This window comes from Sphingobium sp. CR2-8, assembly GCF_035818615.1.
Lineage (GTDB): Bacteria > Pseudomonadota > Alphaproteobacteria > Sphingomonadales > Sphingomonadaceae > Sphingobium.
The window spans coordinates 1,826,906-1,849,349 of the sequence record NZ_JAYKZY010000002.1; the positions used below are offsets into that span (position 1 = coordinate 1,826,906).

General features: G+C 64.2%; 17 protein-coding genes, 1 other RNA gene and 3 pseudogenes. 13 read left to right on the top strand and 8 right to left on the bottom strand.

Annotated features, from left to right (window positions below):
* The first annotated feature begins 8 nt into the window (after positions 1–8).
* Positions 9–2,708 carry a TonB-dependent receptor domain-containing protein gene (locus U5A82_RS12835; RefSeq protein ID WP_326291253.1) on the top strand — a complete coding sequence of 900 codons (2,700 nt, stop codon included), beginning with the start codon at positions 9–11 and terminating at the stop codon, positions 2,706–2,708.
* A 197-nt stretch (positions 2,709–2,905) separates the two neighbouring features.
* Here the strand turns inward: U5A82_RS12835 and U5A82_RS12840 are convergent, their stop codons facing one another.
* Together U5A82_RS12840 and ssrA are read right to left on the bottom strand one after the other, a co-directional pair.
* Positions 2,906–3,289 (bottom strand): tetratricopeptide repeat protein, encoded by a 384-nt coding sequence (locus U5A82_RS12840; RefSeq protein ID WP_326291254.1) that lies wholly within the window; start codon positions 3,287–3,289, stop codon positions 2,906–2,908.
* Between the two features lie 297 nt (positions 3,290–3,586).
* Positions 3,587–3,941, bottom strand: a transfer-messenger RNA (tmRNA) gene (ssrA, locus tag U5A82_RS12845).
* Between the two features lie 36 nt (positions 3,942–3,977).
* Here ssrA and U5A82_RS12850 point away from each other — a divergent pair.
* The 8 genes from U5A82_RS12850 (at position 3,978) to lexA (ending at position 9,944) form a co-directional block, all read left to right on the top strand.
* Entirely contained in the window at positions 3,978–4,733 is a 756-nt protein-coding gene (locus U5A82_RS12850; protein ID WP_326291255.1) for an NRDE family protein, read from the top strand.
* A 49-nt stretch (positions 4,734–4,782) separates the two neighbouring features.
* Positions 4,783–4,968 carry a hypothetical protein gene (locus tag U5A82_RS12855; RefSeq protein ID WP_326291256.1) on the top strand — a complete coding sequence of 62 codons (186 nt, stop codon included), beginning with the start codon at positions 4,783–4,785 and terminating at the stop codon, positions 4,966–4,968.
* A gap of 60 nt (positions 4,969–5,028) precedes the next feature.
* Positions 5,029–5,619 (top strand): anthranilate synthase component II, encoded by a 591-nt coding sequence (locus tag U5A82_RS12860; RefSeq protein WP_326291257.1) that lies wholly within the window; start codon positions 5,029–5,031, stop codon positions 5,617–5,619.
* A 155-nt stretch (positions 5,620–5,774) separates the two neighbouring features.
* Entirely contained in the window at positions 5,775–6,767 is a 993-nt protein-coding gene (gene trpD / locus U5A82_RS12865; RefSeq protein WP_326291258.1) for an anthranilate phosphoribosyltransferase, read from the top strand.
* Complete coding sequence (gene trpC / locus U5A82_RS12870; protein WP_326291259.1) at positions 6,764–7,555, top strand: indole-3-glycerol phosphate synthase TrpC; 792 nt, start codon at positions 6,764–6,766, stop codon at positions 7,553–7,555. The genes trpD and trpC overlap by 4 nt, the downstream gene beginning before the upstream one ends.
* On the top strand, positions 7,552–8,025 hold the full coding sequence (gene moaC / locus U5A82_RS12875) for a cyclic pyranopterin monophosphate synthase MoaC (protein ID WP_326291260.1): 474 nt from the start codon (positions 7,552–7,554) through the stop codon (positions 8,023–8,025). The genes trpC and moaC overlap by 4 nt, the downstream gene beginning before the upstream one ends.
* Positions 8,022–9,200 carry a molybdopterin molybdotransferase MoeA gene (locus tag U5A82_RS12880; RefSeq protein ID WP_326291261.1) on the top strand — a complete coding sequence of 393 codons (1,179 nt, stop codon included), beginning with the start codon at positions 8,022–8,024 and terminating at the stop codon, positions 9,198–9,200. The genes moaC and U5A82_RS12880 overlap by 4 nt, the downstream gene beginning before the upstream one ends.
* A gap of 72 nt (positions 9,201–9,272) precedes the next feature.
* Entirely contained in the window at positions 9,273–9,944 is a 672-nt protein-coding gene (gene lexA / locus U5A82_RS12885) for a transcriptional repressor LexA (protein ID WP_326291262.1), read from the top strand.
* Here lexA and U5A82_RS12890 read toward each other — a convergent pair.
* Positions 9,935–11,116 (bottom strand): annotated as a pseudogene (locus U5A82_RS12890) (ComEC/Rec2 family competence protein); the annotation flags it as partial. The gene lexA and the pseudogene U5A82_RS12890 overlap by 10 nt on opposite strands.
* 106 nt (positions 11,117–11,222) lie before the next feature.
* Here U5A82_RS12890 and U5A82_RS12895 point away from each other — a divergent pair.
* On the top strand, positions 11,223–11,699 hold the full coding sequence (locus U5A82_RS12895) for a hypothetical protein (protein ID WP_326291263.1): 477 nt from the start codon (positions 11,223–11,225) through the stop codon (positions 11,697–11,699).
* A 60-nt stretch (positions 11,700–11,759) separates the two neighbouring features.
* On the opposite strand, the pseudogene U5A82_RS12900 reads toward U5A82_RS12895, so the two are convergent.
* Positions 11,760–12,737, bottom strand: a pseudogene (locus U5A82_RS12900) (ComEC/Rec2 family competence protein); the annotation flags it as partial.
* A gap of 69 nt (positions 12,738–12,806) precedes the next feature.
* Between U5A82_RS12900 and gltX the strand changes: the two are divergent.
* Both gltX and gltA read left to right on the top strand, forming a co-directional pair.
* Complete coding sequence (gene gltX / locus U5A82_RS12905; RefSeq protein WP_326292930.1) at positions 12,807–14,228, top strand: glutamate--tRNA ligase; 1,422 nt, start codon at positions 12,807–12,809, stop codon at positions 14,226–14,228.
* Between the two features lie 20 nt (positions 14,229–14,248).
* Entirely contained in the window at positions 14,249–15,535 is a 1,287-nt protein-coding gene (gene gltA / locus U5A82_RS12910; protein WP_326291264.1) for a citrate synthase, read from the top strand.
* Between the two features lie 70 nt (positions 15,536–15,605).
* Here the strand turns inward: gltA and U5A82_RS12915 are convergent.
* From U5A82_RS12915 to U5A82_RS12930, 4 genes and pseudogenes are all read right to left on the bottom strand, one after another.
* A pseudogene (locus U5A82_RS12915) lies at positions 15,606–16,984 on the bottom strand (sensor histidine kinase).
* On the bottom strand, positions 16,981–18,063 hold the full coding sequence (locus tag U5A82_RS12920; protein ID WP_326291265.1) for a hypothetical protein: 1,083 nt from the start codon (positions 18,061–18,063) through the stop codon (positions 16,981–16,983). Before U5A82_RS12920 ends, U5A82_RS12915 begins: the two are co-directional and overlap by 4 nt.
* Before the next feature lie 58 nt (positions 18,064–18,121).
* Positions 18,122–19,288 carry a hypothetical protein gene (locus tag U5A82_RS12925; protein ID WP_326291266.1) on the bottom strand — a complete coding sequence of 389 codons (1,167 nt, stop codon included), beginning with the start codon at positions 19,286–19,288 and terminating at the stop codon, positions 18,122–18,124.
* An 80-nt stretch (positions 19,289–19,368) separates the two neighbouring features.
* Positions 19,369–19,680: an Hpt domain-containing protein gene (locus tag U5A82_RS12930; RefSeq protein ID WP_326291267.1), complete on the bottom strand. Its 312-nt coding sequence runs from the start codon at positions 19,678–19,680 to the stop codon at positions 19,369–19,371.
* 80 nt (positions 19,681–19,760) lie between these two features.
* Between U5A82_RS12930 and U5A82_RS12935 the strand changes: the two genes are divergently transcribed.
* Complete coding sequence (locus U5A82_RS12935; RefSeq protein WP_326291268.1) at positions 19,761–22,433, top strand: coiled-coil domain-containing protein; 2,673 nt, start codon at positions 19,761–19,763, stop codon at positions 22,431–22,433.
* Positions 22,434–22,444: the final 11 nt, after the last annotated feature.

The following is a 22,444-nucleotide window of genomic DNA, read 5'->3' on the forward strand; positions in this document are numbered from 1 at the left end:
CGAATAGCATGTCGAAGCCGCTCAGCCTGGCGCGCCTGCTCCTGATTTCCACCGCACTGGTCGCCCCGATGGCGACAGCGCAGACCAGCTCGACCGCTTCGCCCAGCGGCGGCGACGCCGGCATGAGCACGACGCCCAGCGCCGCAGACGAGTCCGACGCCCAGACCGGCAATGTCGACGTGTCGATCCCCGGCGCGGACATCGTCGTGACCGGTCGCCGCACCGCCAACATCTCCCAGGCCGCGCCGCAGGTCGTCAACGTCCTGTCCGCCGCCGACATCAAGCGGACGGGCGAAGGCGACATCGCCGGCTCGCTCCAGCGCGTGACCGGCCTGTCGGTCGTGTCGGGCGGGTTCGTCTATGTCCGCGGCCTGGGCGATCGCTATTCGCTCGCCCTGTTGAACGGCTCCCCACTGCCCAGCCCCGAACCGCTCAAGCGCGTCGTGCCGCTGGATATCTTTCCGACCAGCGTCATCGCCTCGACGCTGGTGCAGAAAAGCTTTTCCGCCAACTTCCCCGGTGAATTCGGCGGCGGCGTCATCAACCTGACGACCAAGGCGATCCCGACCGAATCCTATCTGGAAATCGGCGTCGGCAGCTCGGCCAACACCGAAACCTCGGGGCAGATGGGCTATACCCATTATGGCGCCAAGTCCGACTGGACCGGCTTCGACGACAGCTCGCGCGACGTACCGCCGCTGTTGCAGGACGCGATCAAGAGCGGCACGCCCTTCCCGAACATACCGCGCGCCGACCTGCGCGCCATCGCGATGCAGTTCCTGAACGCCGACACCACGGTGCTTCAGCGCACCAACAGCCTGCCGTTCAACTTCTCCGGCTCGGTCAATGCGGGCACGGCGACGGATGTCGGCAGCGACGGCCGACTGGGCGTGATCGCCACGGCCTCCTACAGCAACAAGTGGCGCACCCGCGACACGTTGCAGCAGGCCTCGCTCGACCCATCAAGGGGCGCGGGCAAGAATACGCAGCAGATCAGCACCGACAACGACGTTACGGTCAACGCTCTGCTGGGCTTCGGGCTGGAACTGGGCGAGCAGAAGCTGCGCTGGACCAACCTCTATATCCGCGACACGTTGAAGCGCAGCGCGCTGTCGGTCGGCCAGAATGACGGCCAGATCCAGGGCGCGGACTATATGACGCAGAATACCGCCTGGTACGAACGGCAGCTGATCGACAGCCATCTGGTCGGCGAGTTCAAGCTGAGCGATGCGCTAAGCCTCGACATGCGCGGCGGCTTCTCCAACTCGCAGCGTGAAGCGCCCTATGAGCGCGAATTCGTCTACGTCCGCACCAACCGCGCCCTGACCGAAGACCCGGTCGGCAACCGCTTCATCAACGCGCTCAATCGCCAGCGCGGCGACGCCTCGACCACGTTCAGCGACCTCAATGAGGATCTCTGGTCGGCGGGCGCGGACCTCAGCTACAAATTCTCGCCGGACTTCACGCTGACGGCAGGCTATGCCTTCACCGATACCAAGCGCACCTCCTCGCGTTATGAACTCCATTATGACGCCACCAACCTGCCGCTCGCCGTGCAGCAGTTGCGGCCCGACTATCTGACGTCGGACGCCACGATCCAGCTGTACGACATCAGCCTGCTGGAGTTTTCGGGCAATTACCCGGTCTATGACGCGGCGATGCGCGTCCATGCCGGCTATGCGCAGGTGCAGGCGCAGGTCGTCCAGGGCCTCAGCTTCAATGCGGGCGTCCGCTATGAAAAGGGCGACCAGTCGGTCACGGGCGTCGACGTCTACAATACCGGCATCACGCCCTTCAACCAGATCAAGAAGGATTACTGGCTCCCCGCCGTCACCGTCACGCTCGAAGCGGCGAAGGGCCTGCAATTCCGCGCCAGCGCGTCGAAGACCATCGCGCGCCCACAGTTCCGCGAACTCATCGCCCAGCCCTATCTCGACACCGACTCCAACCGTTTCTTCCGCGGCAACCCGTTCCTCAAGGACAGCCAGCTGTGGAACGCGGATATCCGCGCCGAATGGTATATGGGCCGTGACGAGCGGCTGATCGGCGCGGCCTTCTACAAGAAGATCGACAATCCGATCGAAACCTTCACCACCATCAACGACACCTATAATGTGACGACCAGCTTCGCCAACGCGCCCGAAGCGACGCTTTACGGGTTCGAACTGGAAGCGCAGAAATATGTGCCGATCGACGGCTGGGCGAACTCCGATTTCTTTGCGACCCGCCGCATCGCGCTGATCGGCAACTATACCTATACCCAGTCGAAGCTGAAGGTGAAGGACGGGGACACCACCATTCCCTATACCTACACCGCAGGCGACCTGCCCGCCGCGTCGGACTATTTCCTGAACGGCGTGCCGCTCACCGGTCAGTCGGACCATCTGGTCAACCTGCAACTGGGCCTGGAAGATACGGAAAAGCTGTCGCAGCAGACGTTGTTGCTGACCTATGCCAGCGACCGCGTCACCAGCCGTGGTCCCAACCTGCAACCCGATATCAAGGAACGGCCGGGCGTGCAGCTGGACTTCGTCGCCCGTCAGGGCGTGAAGCTGCCCGGCGGGATCAACAGCGAGTTCAAGTTCGAAGCGCGCAACATCCTGGGCCGCAAGTTCCAGGAATTCCAGCAGGCCGGGGACAACCGGGTCTATTATAACCGCTACAAGATCGGCACGACGATCGCGGCCTCGATGACCGTCGCCTTCTGACGCACGCCGACCAGCTTCGGATTAATGAAGATAAGGACAAGCCTGCGCCGGGGAACAGTAAGCACTGGCCCGGTTATTCTATGTAAAGACATGCAAACGGCCGGGGCGACCCGGCCGTTTTGCTATCCACAAAAACGAAGAGGCGCCGCCCTTGCCGGACGACGCCTCCTCGGCTCCCTGCACCTTTTCGGGTGAAATCAGCGCATCGCATAAGCCGGGTTCAGGCGACCCAGCCCCCGCATCGCCACATCGCGCGACGATTCTTCATTGCCGTTAGCCAGCACCAGCGTCACCTCGGGCGCGAAACGCGCCGAACGATAGGCTTCGCGCGCCTGAGCCATCTTGCCCTGACCCGCATAGGCGTTGCCCAAATTGATCAGTCGCGCCGGATCATTCTCGCCATAGACCGGCATCGTCGCCAGCTTGCGTTGTGCATCGGCGAAGCGCCCGGCGGTCAGCGCCTTGGCGGCCAGCTGGCCATCGGCCACGCCTACCACGACCATCTCTTCGGGGGCCGCCTGAGCGATGCCCGGCGCCATGGCGGCCAGCACCAGCCCTATCATTACAGCGGCCTTCGTCATCTCCCGATCTCCTGAAAAAACTTCCTACGATAGCGAGAAGTATTTCATTTAGATGACATCAGAACAAGAGCGCATCTCACACGGAGAAAAGACTTTCTATCTCAATATATCAATAGGTTATGATTTTTACGCGATAATGTCATAAAAGCGTAATCGAAAAAACAGGTCAAATGCCTTTCGATTCGAATCATACGAATTGCATCCGCGGACGACGCAAGGACGCGCCGGATACGCATATTTTCGATGCATGGGATAAGGGTCCGGAGGCTTCTGTTGCCCGGCGCCTCCGGGGGCCGCTGAATTCCCTTCTGTTGCCCGGTGGGTTCAACCGCGCTATTTTAGAGTAATGTCAGGCCGTGAGGCCCTCAATTACGCTGCAATGGCGAGTGCTTCGTTATCGTTGGCACTTGTGAGTTTTGCACAGTTTAACGGCTTACACGGGCCGGGTAAAAATATCGCCTTTGAACACACGTCGATCCTAGTTCGGCCCCGTCAGACGCCCCGTAACGGACTGGCCGTCGCGGGACATGTGGTGGAACCGCCGGGTACTGCCCCCGGGTCCGCTGCGTCTATTATACGACACAATTTATCACCATAGCCGGGCGAACCCGGCCCGACCCATATGGCCCGGTCCGCATCCTTTTTCAAGTCATGGACTTACAGGACGCAGACGGCGATACAGCAACCCATGTGCATCATGGCCATGGCATGGGCGGCCCATCCGCGCTGGCGGCTGATCCTGATCGGCAATCGCGACGAATATCATGCGCGCCCCGCAGCACCGCTCGCGCGCTGGAATGATCGCCCCGGCCTCATCGCCGGGCGCGACCTGCAATCGGGCGGCACCTGGATCGGCGTGTCGGAAGCAGGGCGCGCGGCGATCGTCACCAACTTGCGCGGCTATGGCGCGCCCCGGCCCGACCGGGCGTCGCGCGGCGCGCTGGTAACCGACCTGCTGGCCGGAGACGGAGACTATGCCGACATTGCGCAGGCCGCGCTCGCCGATTTCAACCCGTTCAACCTGATCGCGATAGAGGGCGACCGCGCCCACTTCCTCACCAACCGCCCCGAACCGCTGCGCACCGCGCTGACGCCGGGGCTTTACGGCCTGTCCAACGGCGCGCTCGATGCGCCCTGGCCCAAGACGCTGGCGCTCAAGGCGGCGCTCCTGTCCTGGTTGACGCAGGATGCGCAGGACCCCGCCCTGCTGTTCGATCCGCTGCGGCAAGAAACTCTGCCCACCGCCGGCATCGCGCCTGCCCTGCCCTCCGACGCGCCGGACGAAGCGGCCGCCTCGCCCATCTTCATCCGCAACCCGCTTTATGGCACCCGGTGCAGCACCGTGATCGCGGTGGATCGGCACGGGCAAGGCTGCATCCTGGAACGACAATTCGACCGCGACGGCGGTCATGCGGGCGAGACCGCTCTCCGTTTCGCATGGTGACAGACGGCGATCATTGGCAGCCATTCGAACTGCATGTTATGCTCCCTGTATGAAAGCTCGTCTCTTCATGCCCCCGGTGATCTTGGGCCTGCTGCTGTTGCTGATCGTCACCACGGGCGACGCGCTGTTGTGGAGCGTGCCGCATGCGCTGGATAAATTGCCGCCCCGGATATTGACGGTCGCCGTCCTCACCGCCCTCTGGCTGGTGCATCGCTATAGACGGGCGACCCGCTGACGCGCCATGCGCGATATCCCCCACTTCCCCCCGCGCTGATCCCGCGCTAAGGCCTTGCCCATGATCCTCGTCATCGACAATTATGACAGCTTCACCTGGAACCTGGTCCATTATCTGATGGAACTGGGCGCTGAGGTGGAAGTCGTCCGCAACGACGCCATTTCGGCGGGCCAGGCCCTGTCCAGCGGCGCGAAGGCGTTCCTGCTGTCGCCCGGCCCCTGCACCCCCAATGAGGCGGGCGTCAGCCTGGATCTCGTCGCCGCCTGCGCCGATGCGCACGCGCCGCTGCTGGGCGTGTGCCTGGGCCATCAGGCGATCGGCCAGCATTTCGGGGGCAAGGTCGTGCGCGGCGGGCTGATGCACGGCAAGACATCGCCGGTCACGCATGATGGCACCGGCCTGTTCGAAGGCCTGCCTTCGCCCTTCACGGCGACCCGCTATCATTCGCTGATCGTAGAGGACATTCCCGATACGCTGGTCGTGAACGCCACCAGTGAAGACGGCTCCGTCATGGGCTTCCGCCACGCTACGCTGCCGATCCATTCGGTGCAGTTCCACCCGGAAAGCATCGCCACCGAATATGGGCATGACATGCTGGCGAATTTCTTGCGCCTAGCGGGCTTGCCGGTACGGACGCGTGAAGCGGCCTGACCTGTCCTATCGGGCGGGTTCGACCTATCCTGCGCCAGTCGCTTCCCGAATGTTGCGGGAATAGGAAATCAAATTTCAGGATGTGCGGGAAAAGTGCGAAGTTAAGCGGTGACACCCCCTCGACTCCGCCGCCCCCCGCCGATTAAGGCGACGCGATGAACCGCCTGCCCGATCCTTCCTCGCCGCTGTCGGCAGACGCCGCCGCCCAGGCGTTCGACCTGCTGTTCGACGCCGACCTGACAGACGCGGACATCGCCGCCTTCCTCGTCGCGATGGCCCGGCGCGGCGAAACCGCAGTGGAGATCGCTGCCGCCGCCCGCGCCATGCGCGCCCGCATGATCTCAGTTACCGCCCCTGAGGGCGCGATCGACGTTTGCGGCACCGGCGGCGACGGGCATCACACGCTGAACGTCTCGACGGCTGTATCCCTCGTCGTCGCAGCAGCGGGCGTCCCGGTCGCCAAACATGGGAACCGCGCCGCATCGTCCAAGGCCGGTGCTGCCGACACGCTCGAAGCGCTGGGCCTGAATCTCGACAAGGCCGCCGCCACCGCCGAAGCGACGCTGGCGGACCTCGGCATCTGCTTCCTCTTCGCCCAAAATTATCACCCCGCGCTCAAACGGCTCGGCCCGATCCGTCGGACTATCGGGGAGCGCACGATCTTCAACCTGATGGGCCCGCTCGCCAACCCCGCCAACGTCCGCCGCCAACTGGTTGGCATCGCGCGCCCGGCCTATGTGCCCATCTATGCGCAGGCGCTGGCGGAACTGGGCGCGGACCGGGCGATGATCGTATCGGGCGACGAGGGGCTGGACGAACTCTCGCTGGCGGGCGGCAACGACGTTGCCGAAGTCTCGGCCGATGGCGTCATCGCGATGCGGCGTCTGAGCGCTGCGGACCTCGGCCTCTCCACCCACCCGGTCGAAGCCATCCGGGGTGGCGATGCCGCCCACAACGCCGCCGCATTGCGCGCCCTCTTGCTGGGTGAGGAAGGGCCGTATCGCGACGCCGTGCTGCTGAACGCCGCCGCCGCCCTTGTCGTGGCCGACGCGGCGCACGACATGCGCGAAGGGGTGGAGGAAGCCGCCGAGACCATCGACCGCGGGCTTGCCAACGCCCTTCTGAATTGCTGGATTGCCTATTCATGACCAACAAGCTGATCGAGATTTGCGATTTCAAGCGGGAGGATGTCGCCCGCCGCCGCGCCGCGACCACTGTCGCATCGCTTCATGCCCGCGCCAGCGAGCAAACTCCGCCGCGCGGCTTCCGCCAGGCGCTGGATGCCGCGGCACGCTCGGGCTTCGGCCTGATCGCCGAAGTCAAGAAGGCCAGCCCCTCCAAGGGCCTGATCCGCGCCGACTTCGATCCGCCCGCCCATGCGCAGGCCTATGCGGCGGGCGGCGCAGCCTGCCTGTCGGTCCTGACCGACGAGCCCTATTTCCAGGGCCATGACGATTATCTGATGGCCGCCCGTTCGGCCTGCGCCATCCCCGTGCTGCGCAAGGATTTCATCGTCGATCCCTGGCAGGTGCTGGAAAGCCGGTCGCTGGGTGCCGACGCCATCCTCATCATCGTCGCCGCGCTGGACGACGGGCAGATGCAGGAAATCGAGGATGCGGCCCTGGGCCTGGGCATGGACGCCCTGATCGAAGTGCATGACGAAGCCGAACTGGAGCGCGCCCTGAACCTCCGCTCGCGCCTGATCGGCGTGAATAATCGCGACCTGCGCGACTTCTCCGTCGATTTCGCCCGCACCTATGAACTGGTGGGCAAGGCGCCCGAAGGCTGCACTTTCGTCGCCGAAAGCGGCCTAACCAGCCATGCCGACCTGACCACCATGGCCGATCATGGCGTGCGCTGCTTCCTGGTCGGCGAAACCCTGATGCGCCAGGCCGATGTCGAAGCGGCGACCCGCAACCTGCTGACGGGGCAATGACGGGTCTTACCCATCTGGACGAAGACGGCGCGGCGCGCATGGTCGACGTCTCGGCCAAGGCGACGACCGCGCGCGAAGCTGTCGCCTCCGGCCGCATCGACATGCGCGGCGACGCGGCGAAGGCGATCGCCGACGGTTTGGTCAAGAAGGGCGATGTCCTCGCCGTGGCGCGGGTGGCGGGCATCATGGCCGCCAAGCGCACCGCCGACCTCATCCCGCTTTGTCACCCGATCGCGCTCAGCGCCGTGACGGTCGATTTCGATCTGGACGATAGCGGCGTCACCGTGACCGCCACGGCCCGCACGGCAGGCCAGACCGGGGTGGAAATGGAGGCACTGACCGCCGCCTCCGTGGCCCTGCTCACCATTTACGACATGGCCAAAGCGCTGGACAAGGCGATGGTCATCGGCGGTGTGCAGCTGGAGGCCAAGACCGGCGGCAAATCCGGCGATTGGCGCCGCGCTTCATGAGCCTGCTGCCGGTCGCCGAAGCGCAGGCGCGCCTGTTCGCCCTCGCCACGCGCCTGCCGGTCGAAACGGTTCCCATCGCCGACGCGACCGGCCGCTGGCTGGCGGACGATCTGCTCGCCATGCGTGACCAGCCCTGGGCCGACCTGTCGGCGATGGACGGCTATGCCGTGCGCGCGGCCGAACATCCCGGCCCGTGGCGGGTGACGGGGAAAAGCGCGGCAGGGGTTGCCGCGCCATCGCCGCTCGCCCCCGGCGACGCCTGCCGCATCTTCACCGGTGCGCCCCTGCCGCCGGGCGCGGACGCCATATTGATCCAGGAAAACGCCATACGCGCGGGCGACCTTCTGACGGCCAGCGACGATCCCCTGCCGACCGGTAGGCATATCCGCGCCGCCGCATCCGACTTCGCGCGCGGTTCGGTCTTGCTCGACGCGGGCAGCCACCTTGGCCCGGCGCAGGTCGCTCTCGCGGTGCTGGGGGGGCATGGCACGGTGCCGGTCCGCCGCCGTCCGCGGATCGCGCTGCTATCTACGGGCAATGAACTGGTGCCGCCCGGCGCGCCTACCCCGCCCGGCTTCCTCCCCTCGTCTAACGCGCCGATGCTGGCGGCGCTGCTGGCGGCCCTGCCCTGCGACGTGATCGACCTCGGCATCGTGCCGGACGATATGGACGCCATGGTCGCCGCAATGGAACGCGCCGGCAGCGCCAATGTCATCGTCTCGACCGGCGGCGCGTCCGTCGGCGACCATGATCTGGTGCGCCCCGCTTTCGTCCGCGCTGGCGGGACGCTCGATTTCTGGAAGATCAGGATGCGGCCGGGCAAACCGCTCATGGCAGGACGATTGGGCGACGCGATGTTCCTTGGCCTGCCGGGCAACCCTGTCTCCGCCTTCGTGACGGCAACCTTGTTCCTCCTGCCACTCGTCCGCCATGTCGGCGGCGCGACCCATCCGCTGCCGCTGGCGACCGACGCATCGCTGGCCTCTCATCTGCCTGCCACGGGCGACCGTGACGACTATCTGCGCGCCTGGCGTGCGCCTGATGGCATTGTGTCGGTAACGTCGCAGGATAGCGCCGCCACGGCCGCCATGGCGAAAGCCGATTGCGTGATCCTGCGCCCTGCCGGATCGCCACCCGCACAACCAGGAACACGCGTCGTCATCCTGCCGCTATGATGTGTTCGGGAGTGCTTGACTAACCTTCATCTGTTTCCTATGCGTTCCTCATACGTTCCACGGAGGACCGCGATGTTGACCCCCAAGCAGCAGGAATTGCTGAGCTTCATTCAGACCCGATTGGACGAAGGCGGCGTGTCGCCCTCGTTCGAAGAAATGAAGGATGCTCTGGATTTGCGGTCCAAGTCCGGCATCCATCGCCTGATCAACGCTCTGGAAGAACGCGGCTTCATCCGCCGCCTGCCCAACCGTGCCCGCGCGCTGGAGGTGTTGAAGCTGCCCGACGCGATGCATCGCCCGCCAGCACCCGTGATCGCGCTCAAGCCCAAGGCTGCGCCCGCCATTCCGATCGCCGCCAATGACGTGATCGAAATCCCGCTGCACGGTCGAATCGCGGCCGGCGTCCCGATCGAGGCTATGGAGGGGCAGACGATGCTGTCCGTCCCCGCCGCCCTGCTGGGCGCGGGCGACCATTATGCGCTGGAAGTCTCGGGCAATTCGATGATGGAAGCGGGCATACTCGATGGCGACTTTGCGCTCATCCAGCGTACCGATGTCGCTCGCGAGGGCCAGATCGTCGTCGCCCTGATCGACGAGGCGGAAGCGACGCTCAAATATTTCCGCCGCGAAGGCAGCCGGGTCCGGCTCGATCCGGCCAACAGCGCCTATGAACCCCAGGTCTATGATCCACGGCAGGTCCGCATCCAAGGCAAGCTGGCGGGGCTGCTGCGCCGCTATAATTGAGGCTTTGGTCGCCATGGCCTGCGAACGGACCGAACTATCCACGGATGCGCGTCACCGGGCGTGTGGACGGTGTGAACTTCGCCACTATCCAGGCTGATCGACAGCCCGCCGGTGCGCGCCAGCAGCCGACGGTCTATCTTCATCCAGCGCGGGCTGCACCAGCGTGGCAGGCGGCGATCGCTGACGACGATGTCCGCCGCCGCGCAATCGCGGGCGAAGTCGCGCCGCGCGACCAGCGCATCGCTGCGGGTGAACAGCAGCCGCCATGGTCGCCCTTTTCTATCGGTCAGGCGGACAGCGCACAGATCGCGGGAACATCGCGCGTCCGGCAAATCCGCGATCGCCGCCAGTTCGCCATCATAACCCGCGCTTTCGGACAGGACATCCCGCACATATTCGCCCGCCCGGTCGCGCAGTATGGCCATACCGTCACCCGTTCGCACCGCCACATGCCGCCCGTCGCCCGTCACCAGAATATCCGGCGGCGAAGCCACAAATGTCGCGACCACCCCGATCAGGACCGGCCCAGCGCCCAGCCAGCGCCATCCGGTTCGCCACAGCAGGCACCACAGCAGCCCGACGACCGTCAACCCGAACAACGCCATGCCCATGGTCGGCGCCAGCAGGCTCGCCATCGGACTGGCGGCGACGCTGTGGGCCAGAAGCAGCAACAGGTTCAACGCCTGCGCGGTCAGCCACCAGGCAGGCGCACCCAGGCCCACGACATCCAGCAGCAACGCCAACGCTTCCAGCGGCATGACGACGAAGGTGGTAAGCGGGATCGCGATCAGATTGGCGAATGCACCCAGCAGGCCCGCCTTATGAAAATGGAACAGGGCGATGGGCATCAGCACCAGTTCGACGGCAATGCCGGTCGCCAATGTCACGGCCAGGGCGCGCCCGATCTTGCGCGCCAGATCTTCATCCCGCGCCGCAGCGAAGGCGCGAAACCGCGGATGTTCGGCGAGCGCCACCAGCGCGGTGACGGCCGCGAAGCTCATCTGGAAACTCGGCCCCGCCAGCGCTTCGGGCCATAGCGCCAGTACCACCAGCGCGCCGGTCGCCACCAGGCGCAGCGTCACGGCATCCCGGCCCATCGCCAGTCCGCCCAGCACCAACAAGGCAGCAACGCATGACCGCACCGTGGGAACCTCGGCCCCGGTAGGTGTGGTTAAGGCCTATGGTTAATGCCGAACAAGGGCCAGCATTAGCGAACGAAACATCCTGTTCACGATCTTTGGGTATCATCGCACGGCAATCGTTCCGTAGGTATCTGTAATGCTATCATACATCGCATTTGTTCTGGCAGCAGCCACTTCAGACATAACCGTGGATGAGCCAATCACCCGCATGTTTGGAGCGGTGACATACTCCGAAGCGATATGTGAAAATCATCGTCAAAGGCATTGCGAGAACAAAGACACGAGGGTCGGCATTTCTGCCCCTCCGTTCTACATCTACGACATCGGACACGAACTGATCGTCATCCACAAGAACGAAAAATGTATCGGTCGATACTATGTCTCTTATGACGATTTGCGGACCAAAAAGTCATTATCCAAAGTGCTTTCGACCGAGAGCGGCTGTTCAAAGCAACAAGGAGGACAGGCAGGAGGAATAAGCTCTCAACTGGACGACATTTTTGCCGCCGCAAAATACATGAGAGAGCGGGCATCGGTCATTTTCGGTCCGATCGAAAAGCGTTGCAAGGTAAAGCGAGACAAAACGGGCTGGCCCATCAGTTCAACGTGCTGAATGCCATTCTGCCCTAAAATCGCTCAAAACTGCGGATAAATCAGGGTTTGACTCCTATAACGCGCTTGTCAGCAATGTATAACCGATCCCTGCCAGCGCTCCGCCCGCCGCCGCGATCAGCATCAGCGGCCAGCCCAACGCCGCCCGCTGGCTCAGCGCCATCACGCGCATCAATAGAAAAATGACCGCGCCGATCAGCGCCGTCACATGCAACCCACTGATCGAGAGCAGATGGGCAAGGCCGCTGCGCCGCATCGCCTCTGCATCGGCGTCGGATATCGCGCCCTGATCCCCGGTCGCGAGCGCAACCGCTATGCCTGCCGCTGGGCCATCAACGCGATCAAGTATGTGCTCGAACAATCTGGCCCGCAGTGACGGTGAGACCGTGGATGGATGCAGCACTTCGATCGGCTTGAGCGCTTTCCCCGTCGCGCCGATCCCCTGAAAATAGGCGCGCGCCGCAAAGTCGTAGCCGCCCGGCACGCTCGGCGGTGCAGGCGGCATCAAGCGGACCCGAAATCGGATCCGCGCGCCCTCCCCCAGTCCCACTGGCACGTCGGCCTCAGCCATGTTGACGCGCACCACTGTCGGCAGATCGGGCGCATCGACCGGACGCAGCATCACGCGCACCATCGCCTGCGCTGGGACCGGTCGCACCCCCGTCACCTCGCCCGTCAACTGGACGAAGGTTGCGCGGGCAAGCGGGGGCTGTCCCAGAATCACTGCCTTCCCCCAGACCAGCAGGCAGCCCATGCAAGCCAATATTGCACCCGCGACAATGATCCGCCGCAACCGCCCGCCGGCCGGGAGCATCGCCCCCATGCAGGCCATCGCCAACGCCCCGCAGCAAAAGGCCAGCCATGCCATCGCATGGGGTAGGATGAACCAGGCGGATATGCCGCCGCCCAGCGCGATCGGCACCCAAAGGCCGATCTGTTCGCGCTCACGCTCCAGCCAGCTTTCCAGCAGCGCCACCCCGCTGCGCGCCAACGCGAGCGGCCTCGCGCCAAGCGAGGTTTGTCGTGGCTCAAAAGCCATGCTAGGGGGCGTCGCATCCATGGTTCAGCAAGGCGAATGTCAGGCAATATGACGGCAAGTGCAACGGGAATGAACAAGCAGGTGGTGACCCGTTTCGCCCCGTCTCCGACTGGATTCCTGCATATCGGCGGCGCCCGCACTGCGCTTTTCAACTGGCTGTTCGCCCGTCACCATGGCGGCAAGTTCCTGCTGCGTGTCGAGGACACCGACCGCGCCCGTTCCACCGACGACGCGGTGGCCGCGATTTTCGACGGACTGGACTGGCTGGGCCTGGGCGGCGATGAGCCTGCCGTGTTCCAGTTCGCGCGCACGCCGCGCCATGCCGAGGTCGCCAACCAGCTCCTGGACGCTGGTCACGCCTATCGCTGCTACGCCACGCCAGAAGAACTGGCCGAACTTCGCGAGCAGCAGCGCGCCGCCAAGCAGCCAATGCGCTATGACGGCCGCTGGCGCGATCGCGCACCCGAGGAAGCGCCCGCAGGTGCGCCTTTCGTCATCCGCATCAAGGCGCCGCGTGAAGGCGAAACGGTGATCGAGGATGCCGTGCAGGGCCGCGTAGTCGTGCAGAATGTCGAACTGGACGACATGATCCTGCTGCGGTCCGACGGTACGCCCACCTATATGCTGGCCGTCGTCGTCGACGATCACGACATGGGCGTGACCCATGTCATCCGGGGCGACGATCATCTCAACAACGCCTTCCGCCAGTTGACCATCATCAAGGCGATGGGTTGGGCAGAACCGATCTACGCGCATATCCCGCTGATCCACGGATCGGATGGGGCGAAGTTATCCAAGCGCCACGGCGCGCTGGGGGTCGACGCCTATCGCGACGAGATGGGGATGCTGCCCGAAGCGGTGCTGAACTATCTGTTGCGGCTGGGTTGGGGCCATGGAGACGAGGAGATCATCTCGATCGCTCGCGCCATCGAACTATTCGACATCGATGGCGTCGGCCGGTCGCCGTCCCGCTTCGACATCAAGAAGCTGGAAAATCTGAACGGCCATTATCTACGCGAAGCCGATGATGTCCGCTTGTCGAAGCTTGTCGCGCCTCGTGTGGAAAAACGGCTTGATATCACTCTTTCGGATACCAATCTGTCCGTCTTGACACAGGCCATGGCTTCGCTGAAGCCGCGCGCCAAGACCCTTAATGAAATTGCGGAAGGTGCAGAATTTCTGTTCAAAAATTGCCCGCTCGATTTTGACGAGAAGGCTTCCGCTCTGCTAGATGATTCCGCGCGCGCGCTGGTTCAAAAGACAGCCGACGCTCTCCAGCCCGTTCAGTCCTGGACGGTTGAAGCGATCGAAGACGCGATACGCCGTGTGGCAGAGGATGCCGGTCTGGGACTGGGCAAGGTGGCGCAACCGCTTCGTGCGGCGCTGACCGGCCATACGGTCTCGCCGGGGATTTTCGATGTCCTCTTCCTTCTGGGGAAAGAGGAGAGCTTGGAACGACTGAACGGTGTAGGGCACGCATCAATCGGTTGATGGCACTCAAGGAGAACAATATGCCGGATAATACAGCCAATTTGACCGTCGGGGGAGAAGCGAAGGATTATGCCGTCATGGACGGCACGGTCGGCCCGCAGGTCATCGACGTGCGCAAGCTTTACGCCAATACCGGCATGTTCACCTACGATCCCGGTTTCACGTCGACCGCCAGCTGTGAATCCGGCCTGACCTATATCGATGGCGATCAGGGCGTCCTGCTGCATCGCGGTTACCCGATCGGCCAGTTGGCCGAACAGTCCAGCTTCATGGAAGTCTGCTATCTGCTGTTGAACGGCGAACTGCCGTCGAAGGGCGAGCTGGAAGATTTCACCAACACGATCACGCGCCATACGATGGTGCATGAACAGTTGACTGCGTTCTTCCGCGGCTTCCGCCGCGACGCGCATCCCATGGCCATCATGGTCGGCGTGGTTGGCGCGCTGTCGGCCTTCTATCATGATTCGACCGACATCAACGATCCGGAACAGCGCCGTATCGCAAGCCATCGCCTGATCGCCAAGATGCCGACGATCGCGGCCATGGCGTATAAATATTCGGCGGGTCAGCCCTTCGTCTATCCGCGCAACGACCTGTCCTACACCGCCAATTTCCTGCGCATGACCTTCTCCGTCCCCGCAGAAGATTATATTCCCGATCCGGTGATCGTGGACGCGATGGACAAGATCTTCATCCTTCACGCCGACCATGAGCAGAATGCGTCGACCTCGACCGTGCGTCTGGCAGGGTCTTCGGGCGCCAACCCCTTCGCCTGCATCGCGGCTGGCATCGCCTGCCTGTGGGGTCCGGCGCATGGCGGCGCGAACGAAGCGGCGCTCAACATGCTGCGCGAAATCGGCACCGTCGATCGCATCCCGGAATATATCGCCCGCGCCAAGAACAAGGACGATCCGTTCCGCCTGATGGGCTTTGGCCATCGCGTCTATAAAAATTACGATCCGCGCGCGACCGTGATGCAGAAGACCGCGAAGGACGTTTTGGAAAAGCTGGGCGTCAACGACCCGGTCTTCGATGTCGCCAAGGAACTGGAACAGATCGCCCTCAACGATCCTTATTTCGTCGAAAAGAAGCTCTATCCCAATGTGGACTTCTATTCGGGCGTGATCCTGTCGGCGATCGGCTTCCCGACCGAAATGTTCACCGTGCTGTTCGCGCTGGCCCGGACCGTTGGCTGGGTGGCGCAGTGGAACGAAATGATTTCGGACCCAGCGCAGAAAATCGGCCGCCCGCGTCAGCTCTACACCGGCCCGACCGAGCGCGATTATGTTCCGGTCGGTCAGCGCTGATCGATACGGAACTGACCGATACTGAAATACAGAAAACGGCGTCCATCAGGCGCCGTTTTTTAAGCCGGGATCAGCCGCCGACGGGCAGCGACAGGATGAAGCGTGCGCCTTCCCCGGCGCACCGCCGATACAAATGTCGCCATCCATCGCTCTGGCAAGGCGGCGGGAAATATAGAGTCCAAGCCCACTGCCACCGGCATCGTCGCGGCCCAGTCGTTCGAACTTTTCGAAGATGCGTTCCCGATCCGTCGGCGCGACGCCCGCGCCCTGATCGATCACCGCGATGCGCGCCTGGCCGCTTTCCCATTCGGTCGCGATGCGGACCTGCGTTCCTTCCGGCGAATAGCGCACCGCATTGCCGATCAGATTGACCAAGATCTGGAGAACCCGGCGAAATTCGCCAATGGCGGGCAACGTGGCGTCCGGCGCGGGGGCGACGATCGTGATTCGGCGGTCCAGCGCCTTGACCGTCAGCAGGCCAGCGGCGCGACGACCCAGGTCGGCCAAGTCGATCTCTTCCACCGCGACGCTGAAATCGGGCCGATCGATCGCCTGCAAATCGGCCAGATCGTCGACCAACGCCATCAGATGGCGGCCCGCCGCGGCGATATCATGGGCATAGCCTGCATAATCGGGACGTAGCGGCCCTTCCAACTGGGCGCTGATCGTATCGGCGTTGGCGATGATCCGCCCTAGTGGCTGACGCAGCGACCGGTCCAGCCTCCGCCCGAATTCCGCAGGATAGAGCGACAGCGGCGCCTCTTCGACCAAAGGCGCAGCCACGGCCCGCTCCATGGGGAAGGCCGTGCCGCGATAGCCGGTCAACTGTCCGGCATGGTCGAACATCGGGAAGGCCGACAGGCGATAGCGGGCGTTCGCGTCACTCGCCATTATGGCCAACTGGTCGCGAAAGGCAAGGCGTTGCGCCAGGCCACGCAGCATCGCCATGTCGCCGTCACTATCGGCTTCCAACTGGAAATAGGCGGAGAAGCGCGTACCTGGCACCGGTGGGCTGTCCGGCAGTATACCGCCCTCGCCCTCTCCTTCCAGCACCATCTCGAATCGTAGCTGCGTATCGATTTGCCAGGTCCAGCCATCGGCGAGAGCGGCGATATCGGCCTCCCGCCGACCATCGACGGCCGTTACCGGCGGCGTCGGCCGCTCGCACCAGTCGACGATCGACAGGCTGACGCCCTTGTCGTCCGGCTTCGCCCGCACCCACATGTCGATGTCGCCACGCTGCGCCGCCGCGACAACCGGTCGCGACACGAGGACTCCCAGCCGCGCCGCCAATCGCGCGATCGCCGCCAATTGCGGGACGGCGAACGGCGCCCCCAGGTCCGCCCCCGCCTCGCGCTGCAACGCCAGCAGCGGCGCGTCGGCGCTCAGCAGGCGACCGTCATTGGACAGGGCAGCGCGGATGATCGCAGGATGGGCAGGCATGTTCATGCGGACGTCACTCCGCGTAGATGATCCAGTTTCGTGCGCAGGACGGGGGATGTGCGAAACGCCCGCATGGCGCTGTCCGCTTGTGCCTCGGTCAATGTTTCATAGCGCTCCGACTCGATGATGATCGCCGCGTCGGACAGGAAGGGCCGCACCGGGCGCAGGGCCAACAATAGATGGCGGTAATCGGCGGCCGATCCCCCCAGGGCCCGGCATAAGGATGGCAGTTGCGATACCGGTCCCGTAACCAGCAGAGTGAGCGTCTGCATGATATCGATGCGCAACCGTCGCGCAGCGACTGCGGCAAAGAGCAGGAAGCGCCGCCTGTCCAGCAACCCGCCGAGCAATTCTGGCGCATCCGCTTGGCTGCCCATCAGACGCACGAGGCGATCGGCCTGTATGATCGGCGAGGATGCCTCGTCATGGTCACGCAAAAGCGCCCAGCCCGATCGATCGAACGCCGCCAGCGGCCGATCGCCGCCATCCGTCATGGTCCGCTCCGCCACGACGCCTACGCATGCAGCGACGCTCCACATCAGGTCGGCGAAATGTTCGGCCGGAAGGTCCGGCTTCATCGGGGCATCTTCTCCGCCCGTGGCGAGCCAGCGCCCCTCGGCCAGCGCCAGAGCCGACACGGCCTCGCCCAGTCGGGGGTCGTCCGCAGGCGGAAGGACGCCGTCGTCACCGTCGTCCAGTTGCTCGCTATCACCCTGACCGAACTGCCGCAGCATCAGCGTCACACCGGCCCGCATCTGCATATGAGCCAAGAGATCGGGACCGATCAGACTGGAGTTGGAAGCGATCATCGACCAGGCCAGCGGCGCGGGCCAGCGGTCGAGCGCCGCTGCGACGTCGGGCGCATGGCCGAGCGACAGGCGCAAGGCGATCTCGATCGCGGTGACGCAACCACCCAGATGGCGGCGCGTCTCGGCGATCAGCGCGTCGGAACGCGACTGCCCTTCGTCAGGAAAAAAGAAGGCCAGATCGATAGCATGGCTAAGCGGAACGGCGGTCAGGCCCGACACGGCGCGCGCCATCGACCCGTTGTTGGTCAAGCCTGTGGAAAACGAAGGGGCGCTCATACCGGTCAGAATAATCGCACGTCCTTAAAATGCACTAAACCGTGCGGACGAAAATCGCTTAATCCGGCTTTTTCAGGAGAATGACGCCGACAGAGGCGATCGCCAGCAGGATTGCCACGCGTAACCCGTTCGCCATCACGCCCGCAACGCCGCTCAGGATCAACAGCGACAGCGCTGTACCCGGCGTGAAGATCATCCATGGCCGTGCCGATCCGGTCCGGCCCCATCGATCGGCGACCATCAGGATTGCCAGCAACAACACCAGATCGGCCGCCAATGGGCTGCCGCCAGCCAATAGGATGCCCGCCAATATGGTCGTCGGCGCGACGAAGCCGAACCATCCCTTCACCGGCGCGCGCAACGCCAGGTCGCCCAGCCGGTCGCTGACTTCCGACAGTAGCAATGCGCCAATCAGGAGGAAGAAACCCGCCAAAGGCCAGCCCAGCGCGACGGGAACCAGCGCCACCGCGCCCAGCGCGATGGCGGCGATCCGGATTTGCAGTCCGGGCACCTGCATCCGCATAAGCGGCGGGCTGATGATCCGTGCCAGGGGCGCCAGCAAATAATGTTCGATGCCGCCACGCGATCGCGCCCGCCCCGCGCCGACCGCCGTGACCGCCTGCGCCACCAGATCCGCCTGCGTCTGGCTTTCCACCAGGGCAACACGCCCTTCCAGCAGGTCGTCCTGCGGCACCGTAATCCGCCGCGCGCCTTTCTGCACCGCCGTCCGCACCAGCGTCAGCGCCAGATCCCAGTCGCCGATCATGTCCAGCGTCCCGAACAGCAGATCGGGGCTGATCCGCGCCAGACCGGCCCAGCGCTGGCCCGCATCGATGCGTTCGAACGGCGCACTGGCGCGACTGTCGTCGGTGACCAGCATGACATTGCCGTCTGTCCCGCCGATGGCGTCGACATGCGCCTGCGATACGATCGCGCCGTCCGCCACCAATACTATGTCGCTGTCGCGCGGCGCGTCGCGCACCATCGACACCATATCGCGCACCAAGGCCACCGCGATTCCGTCGGCGCTTAGCCGATCGACCGCTTGCGATAGTGCGGGGGTGATGACGCTGACCAATATCATGACGCGATCGGCACCAGCCCTGACCGCCTGTCGCGCTTGATATTCCACCAGCGTCTGACCGGCGAAATAAAGGCTCGCACGTAAACCAGCGGGCGAATCGCCCGATGCGCGATTGGCGCTCAGAATTGCGGCGAAACTCATGTCGTGGCGCTAATGGACCCGGTTGTTGTGGGGCGACCTTTTCGCAAGGCCGCGCCGTTCGCGCAAGCCACGCCAAGCACCTAAATCGGTGAGGCCTGATCCAGGCCAGCCAGCGCGGCGCGCAGTTTGCGTAATGCGCGTGGATCGCCGGGCGCCGCAGCCGCAGCCTCATCGGCGAGCGCCATCAACGCGGTCAGGCCAAAGCTCGCCGCCAGCCCCTTCAAACGCCAGGCCGCCAGTGCCCAGTTCGCGTCGCACCGCGCCCGGCTCAGCAGATCGACCTGCCGTTCGGCGCTTTCCAGAAAGGCGAGGCGCAGATCGGCGATGAGTGCGCTGTCTTCGCCGACGGCGGCCGCCAGAGCGGCATGAAGGGCGCCAGGATCATAGGACATGGCGACAGACGCTATCGGGCTTGCGTTAAGTTTTGGTAACAGGGCATTTCCGCGGGCGGAAAAGATGCTAGGATGGAAGCATGACAGGGGGCAGCACCATCGTCGAGTTCTGGCGAGACGAACAAACCGCGACCGGCAACGAGTTGCAGATGGACGATATTTTGCTTTTGAAACAAGCCGTCCTGGACATAGACGAAGATGGCCAAGTCGAGGGCGTCGACGAAAGCGGGGTGAAGCGGATACGCTGGGCCTTGTCGCTGGTCGGCGTCGCCTGGTTGGGCTTTGCCGGTTGGGCGATCGTCTCGTCCGGCGATCTGGCCGCCGGGCCGGCCGCCTGGGCCGATGCCCTTGTCACGCTGACCATCCCGTTGATCCTGCTTGCCGTCTGCTACCTGCTTCTGGTCCGTAATAGCCGCACCGAATCGCGTCGCTATCTCGATACGGCGCGTGCGCTGCGCACCGAAGCCGACGTGCTGGAACTCCGCCTTGCCCGGATCAGCAATCAACTCGAAACCGCGCGCCAGGCGATGCAGGATCAGGCAGAACTGCTCGACAGCTATGGCGCGGCCGCCAGCAGCAATATGGAAGCGTCCGCCGAACTGATCGCCGGGCGCGCCCAGACCACCGCGGACAAGGCCGAAACCGCCGAACGCGCCGCCATGGCATTGGTCGCGCGAATGGACATGCTGATCGGATCGATCCCGGAACTGGAGGACCGCACCGGTCGCATGACCGCGCAGATGATGGATAATGGCCATGCCCTGGCCGAGCGGATCGATACGCTAGAGGCGCGGCTGCATGCCTTGGGCGAATTGTCCGACGACGCGCGCGCACGCACCATGTCGGCGACCAAGAGCCTGGCTAGCCAATTGACGCAGTTGCAGGAAGCCACACGATCCGCGTCGCAGGAAGTGACCGGCATGGCCGAAATCGCGTCGGGCCGGATCGATGCGACCGCGCAGGATGCACGGCAGGCGATGGACCGCAGCCGTCAGGATCTGGAATCCCATGCAAGCGCATTGTCGACGCTGGTCGAATCGGCGCAGATCGGGCTTGCCGACACCAGCGCGCAGGTGCGACAGACGCTCACGCAGGATCTGGATGCTGCCGAAGGCGATCTGCAAAGCCGTCTGGAACGCGCCCACCGCGCTATCCAGAGCGGGCTGGCGACGACCGACGAAGCCCTGTCCCGCCGCGCCGAGGCGCTCGAAGTGCTTGTCGCTGCGGCGGAAAAGGGGATCGGGCAGGCAAGCGAAAATGCCCTGGCGGTGCTCGAACGCGACATGGAGGCGATGGAAATCGACCTGCGTCGGCGACTGGACGCCGCGTTGCAGCGGGCGCAGGAAACGCTGGCGATTACCGATGGCGGCCTGAGCAGCCAGACGGCGTCGCTCGATGCCCTGATCGCGCGATCGCGCGAAAGCCTGACGGCAATCGGCGACGAGACTGTCGCGGGTCTGAGCGATACGATTAGCGATGTCGAAAGCCGCCTGCATCATGTCAACGACATGATCGAGGGCCAGCGCAGCCTGATGTCCAGCCTGCACGACAGCCTTAACGATACGATCACCACGACCGAAGGACGCTTCGCAACGCTGGAGGACAATGCGTTGGCGCGCGGCGAGCGGCTGACCGGTGCTCTGGTGCGCATGACCGAGGAAACGCAGCGAATCGACAAGGCGCTCGCCGCCGGAGGCATGACTGCCGAAAAGCTGATCGGCTGTGCGGAAACCTTGCTCGTGGCGCTTGATTCGAGCGTGCGGGAATTGGACGAAACCTATCCGGCGGCGCTCGAACAATTCGATGCGCGACTGGAACAGAGTCGGACATTGTTGGGCAGCGCCGCGCCGGAGATGGAGCGACTGGAGGCGATATCGGAGGCTCTAGTAGGTCGTACCGAAGAGGCGGAAGAAATGCTGCGCGGCCAGGGCCGCCGCCTGACCGAATGGCTGGAAAGCACGCAGGGCGGACTGGAAGCCAATCGCCAGCTGGTGGAGAAGCTGCGGACGACGTTGGATGCCGCGCATCAGGACGCGACACGCATCACCGAAGGGGCAGGCCCGCTGCTGGTCACGGCGCTCTTGCGGGTGAAGGACACGGCGGATCAGGCCGCGGAACGCGCGCGTCAGGCGCTGGGCCGTGCCATCCCCGACGCCGCGCAACAACTGGCCGAAGCCAGCGACGAGGCGATGCAGGCTGTGATCGGCCAGAAGGTCACGGCGCAGATCGAACAGGTTGCTCGGGTCGCGGAGGAAGCAGTCAAGGCCGCGCATCAGGCGTCGGAGCGTCTGACCCGCCAATTGCTGACCATCGCCGATACCAGCGCCAATGTGGAGCAGCGGATCGTGGAAGCCGAACGGGCTTCGGAAGATCGGGATCGCGATCATTTCGCCCGTCGTTCGGCCTTGCTGATCGAATCGCTCAACAGCACGGCGATCGATGTCGCCAAGATCCTGTCCAACGACGTTACCAACTCTGCCTGGTCCGCCTATTTGAAGGGCGATCGCGGCGTGTTTACGCGCCGTGCGGTGAAACTGCTGGACGCAGGCGAATCGCGCGAAATCGCGCTCCACTATGATAATGACGCCGAGTTCCGGGATCATGTGAACCGCTACATCCATGATTTCGAAGGGATGTTGCGGATCATATTGTCCGCGCGCGACGGCAATGCGCTGGGCGTTGCCATCCTGTCGTCCGACATGGGCAAACTCTATGTCGCGCTGGCTCAGGCGATCGAGCGGCTCCGGCAATGAAGCCAGGTCGT

Excerpts from the sequence above, each read along its gene's own strand:
- U5A82_RS12835 (WP_326291253.1), top strand. The coding sequence starts at position 9 with ATGTCGAAGCCGCTCAGCCTGGCGCGCCTGCTCCTGATTTCCACCGCA.
- U5A82_RS12840 (WP_326291254.1), bottom strand. The coding sequence starts at position 3,289 with ATGACGAAGGCCGCTGTAATGATAGGGCTGGTGCTGGCCGCCATGGCG.
- U5A82_RS12850 (WP_326291255.1), top strand. The coding sequence starts at position 3,978 with ATGTGCATCATGGCCATGGCATGGGCGGCCCATCCGCGCTGGCGGCTG.
- U5A82_RS12855 (WP_326291256.1), top strand. The coding sequence starts at position 4,783 with ATGAAAGCTCGTCTCTTCATGCCCCCGGTGATCTTGGGCCTGCTGCTG.
- U5A82_RS12860 (WP_326291257.1), top strand. The coding sequence starts at position 5,029 with ATGATCCTCGTCATCGACAATTATGACAGCTTCACCTGGAACCTGGTC.
- trpD (WP_326291258.1), top strand. The coding sequence starts at position 5,775 with ATGAACCGCCTGCCCGATCCTTCCTCGCCGCTGTCGGCAGACGCCGCC.
- trpC (WP_326291259.1), top strand. The coding sequence starts at position 6,764 with ATGACCAACAAGCTGATCGAGATTTGCGATTTCAAGCGGGAGGATGTC.
- moaC (WP_326291260.1), top strand. The coding sequence starts at position 7,552 with ATGACGGGTCTTACCCATCTGGACGAAGACGGCGCGGCGCGCATGGTC.
- U5A82_RS12880 (WP_326291261.1), top strand. The coding sequence starts at position 8,022 with ATGAGCCTGCTGCCGGTCGCCGAAGCGCAGGCGCGCCTGTTCGCCCTC.
- lexA (WP_326291262.1), top strand. The coding sequence starts at position 9,273 with ATGTTGACCCCCAAGCAGCAGGAATTGCTGAGCTTCATTCAGACCCGA.
- U5A82_RS12895 (WP_326291263.1), top strand. The coding sequence starts at position 11,223 with ATGCTATCATACATCGCATTTGTTCTGGCAGCAGCCACTTCAGACATA.
- gltX (WP_326292930.1), top strand. The coding sequence starts at position 12,807 with ATGAACAAGCAGGTGGTGACCCGTTTCGCCCCGTCTCCGACTGGATTC.
- gltA (WP_326291264.1), top strand. The coding sequence starts at position 14,249 with ATGCCGGATAATACAGCCAATTTGACCGTCGGGGGAGAAGCGAAGGAT.
- U5A82_RS12920 (WP_326291265.1), bottom strand. The coding sequence starts at position 18,063 with ATGAGCGCCCCTTCGTTTTCCACAGGCTTGACCAACAACGGGTCGATG.
- U5A82_RS12925 (WP_326291266.1), bottom strand. The coding sequence starts at position 19,288 with ATGAGTTTCGCCGCAATTCTGAGCGCCAATCGCGCATCGGGCGATTCG.
- U5A82_RS12930 (WP_326291267.1), bottom strand. The coding sequence starts at position 19,680 with ATGTCCTATGATCCTGGCGCCCTTCATGCCGCTCTGGCGGCCGCCGTC.
- U5A82_RS12935 (WP_326291268.1), top strand. The coding sequence starts at position 19,761 with ATGACAGGGGGCAGCACCATCGTCGAGTTCTGGCGAGACGAACAAACC.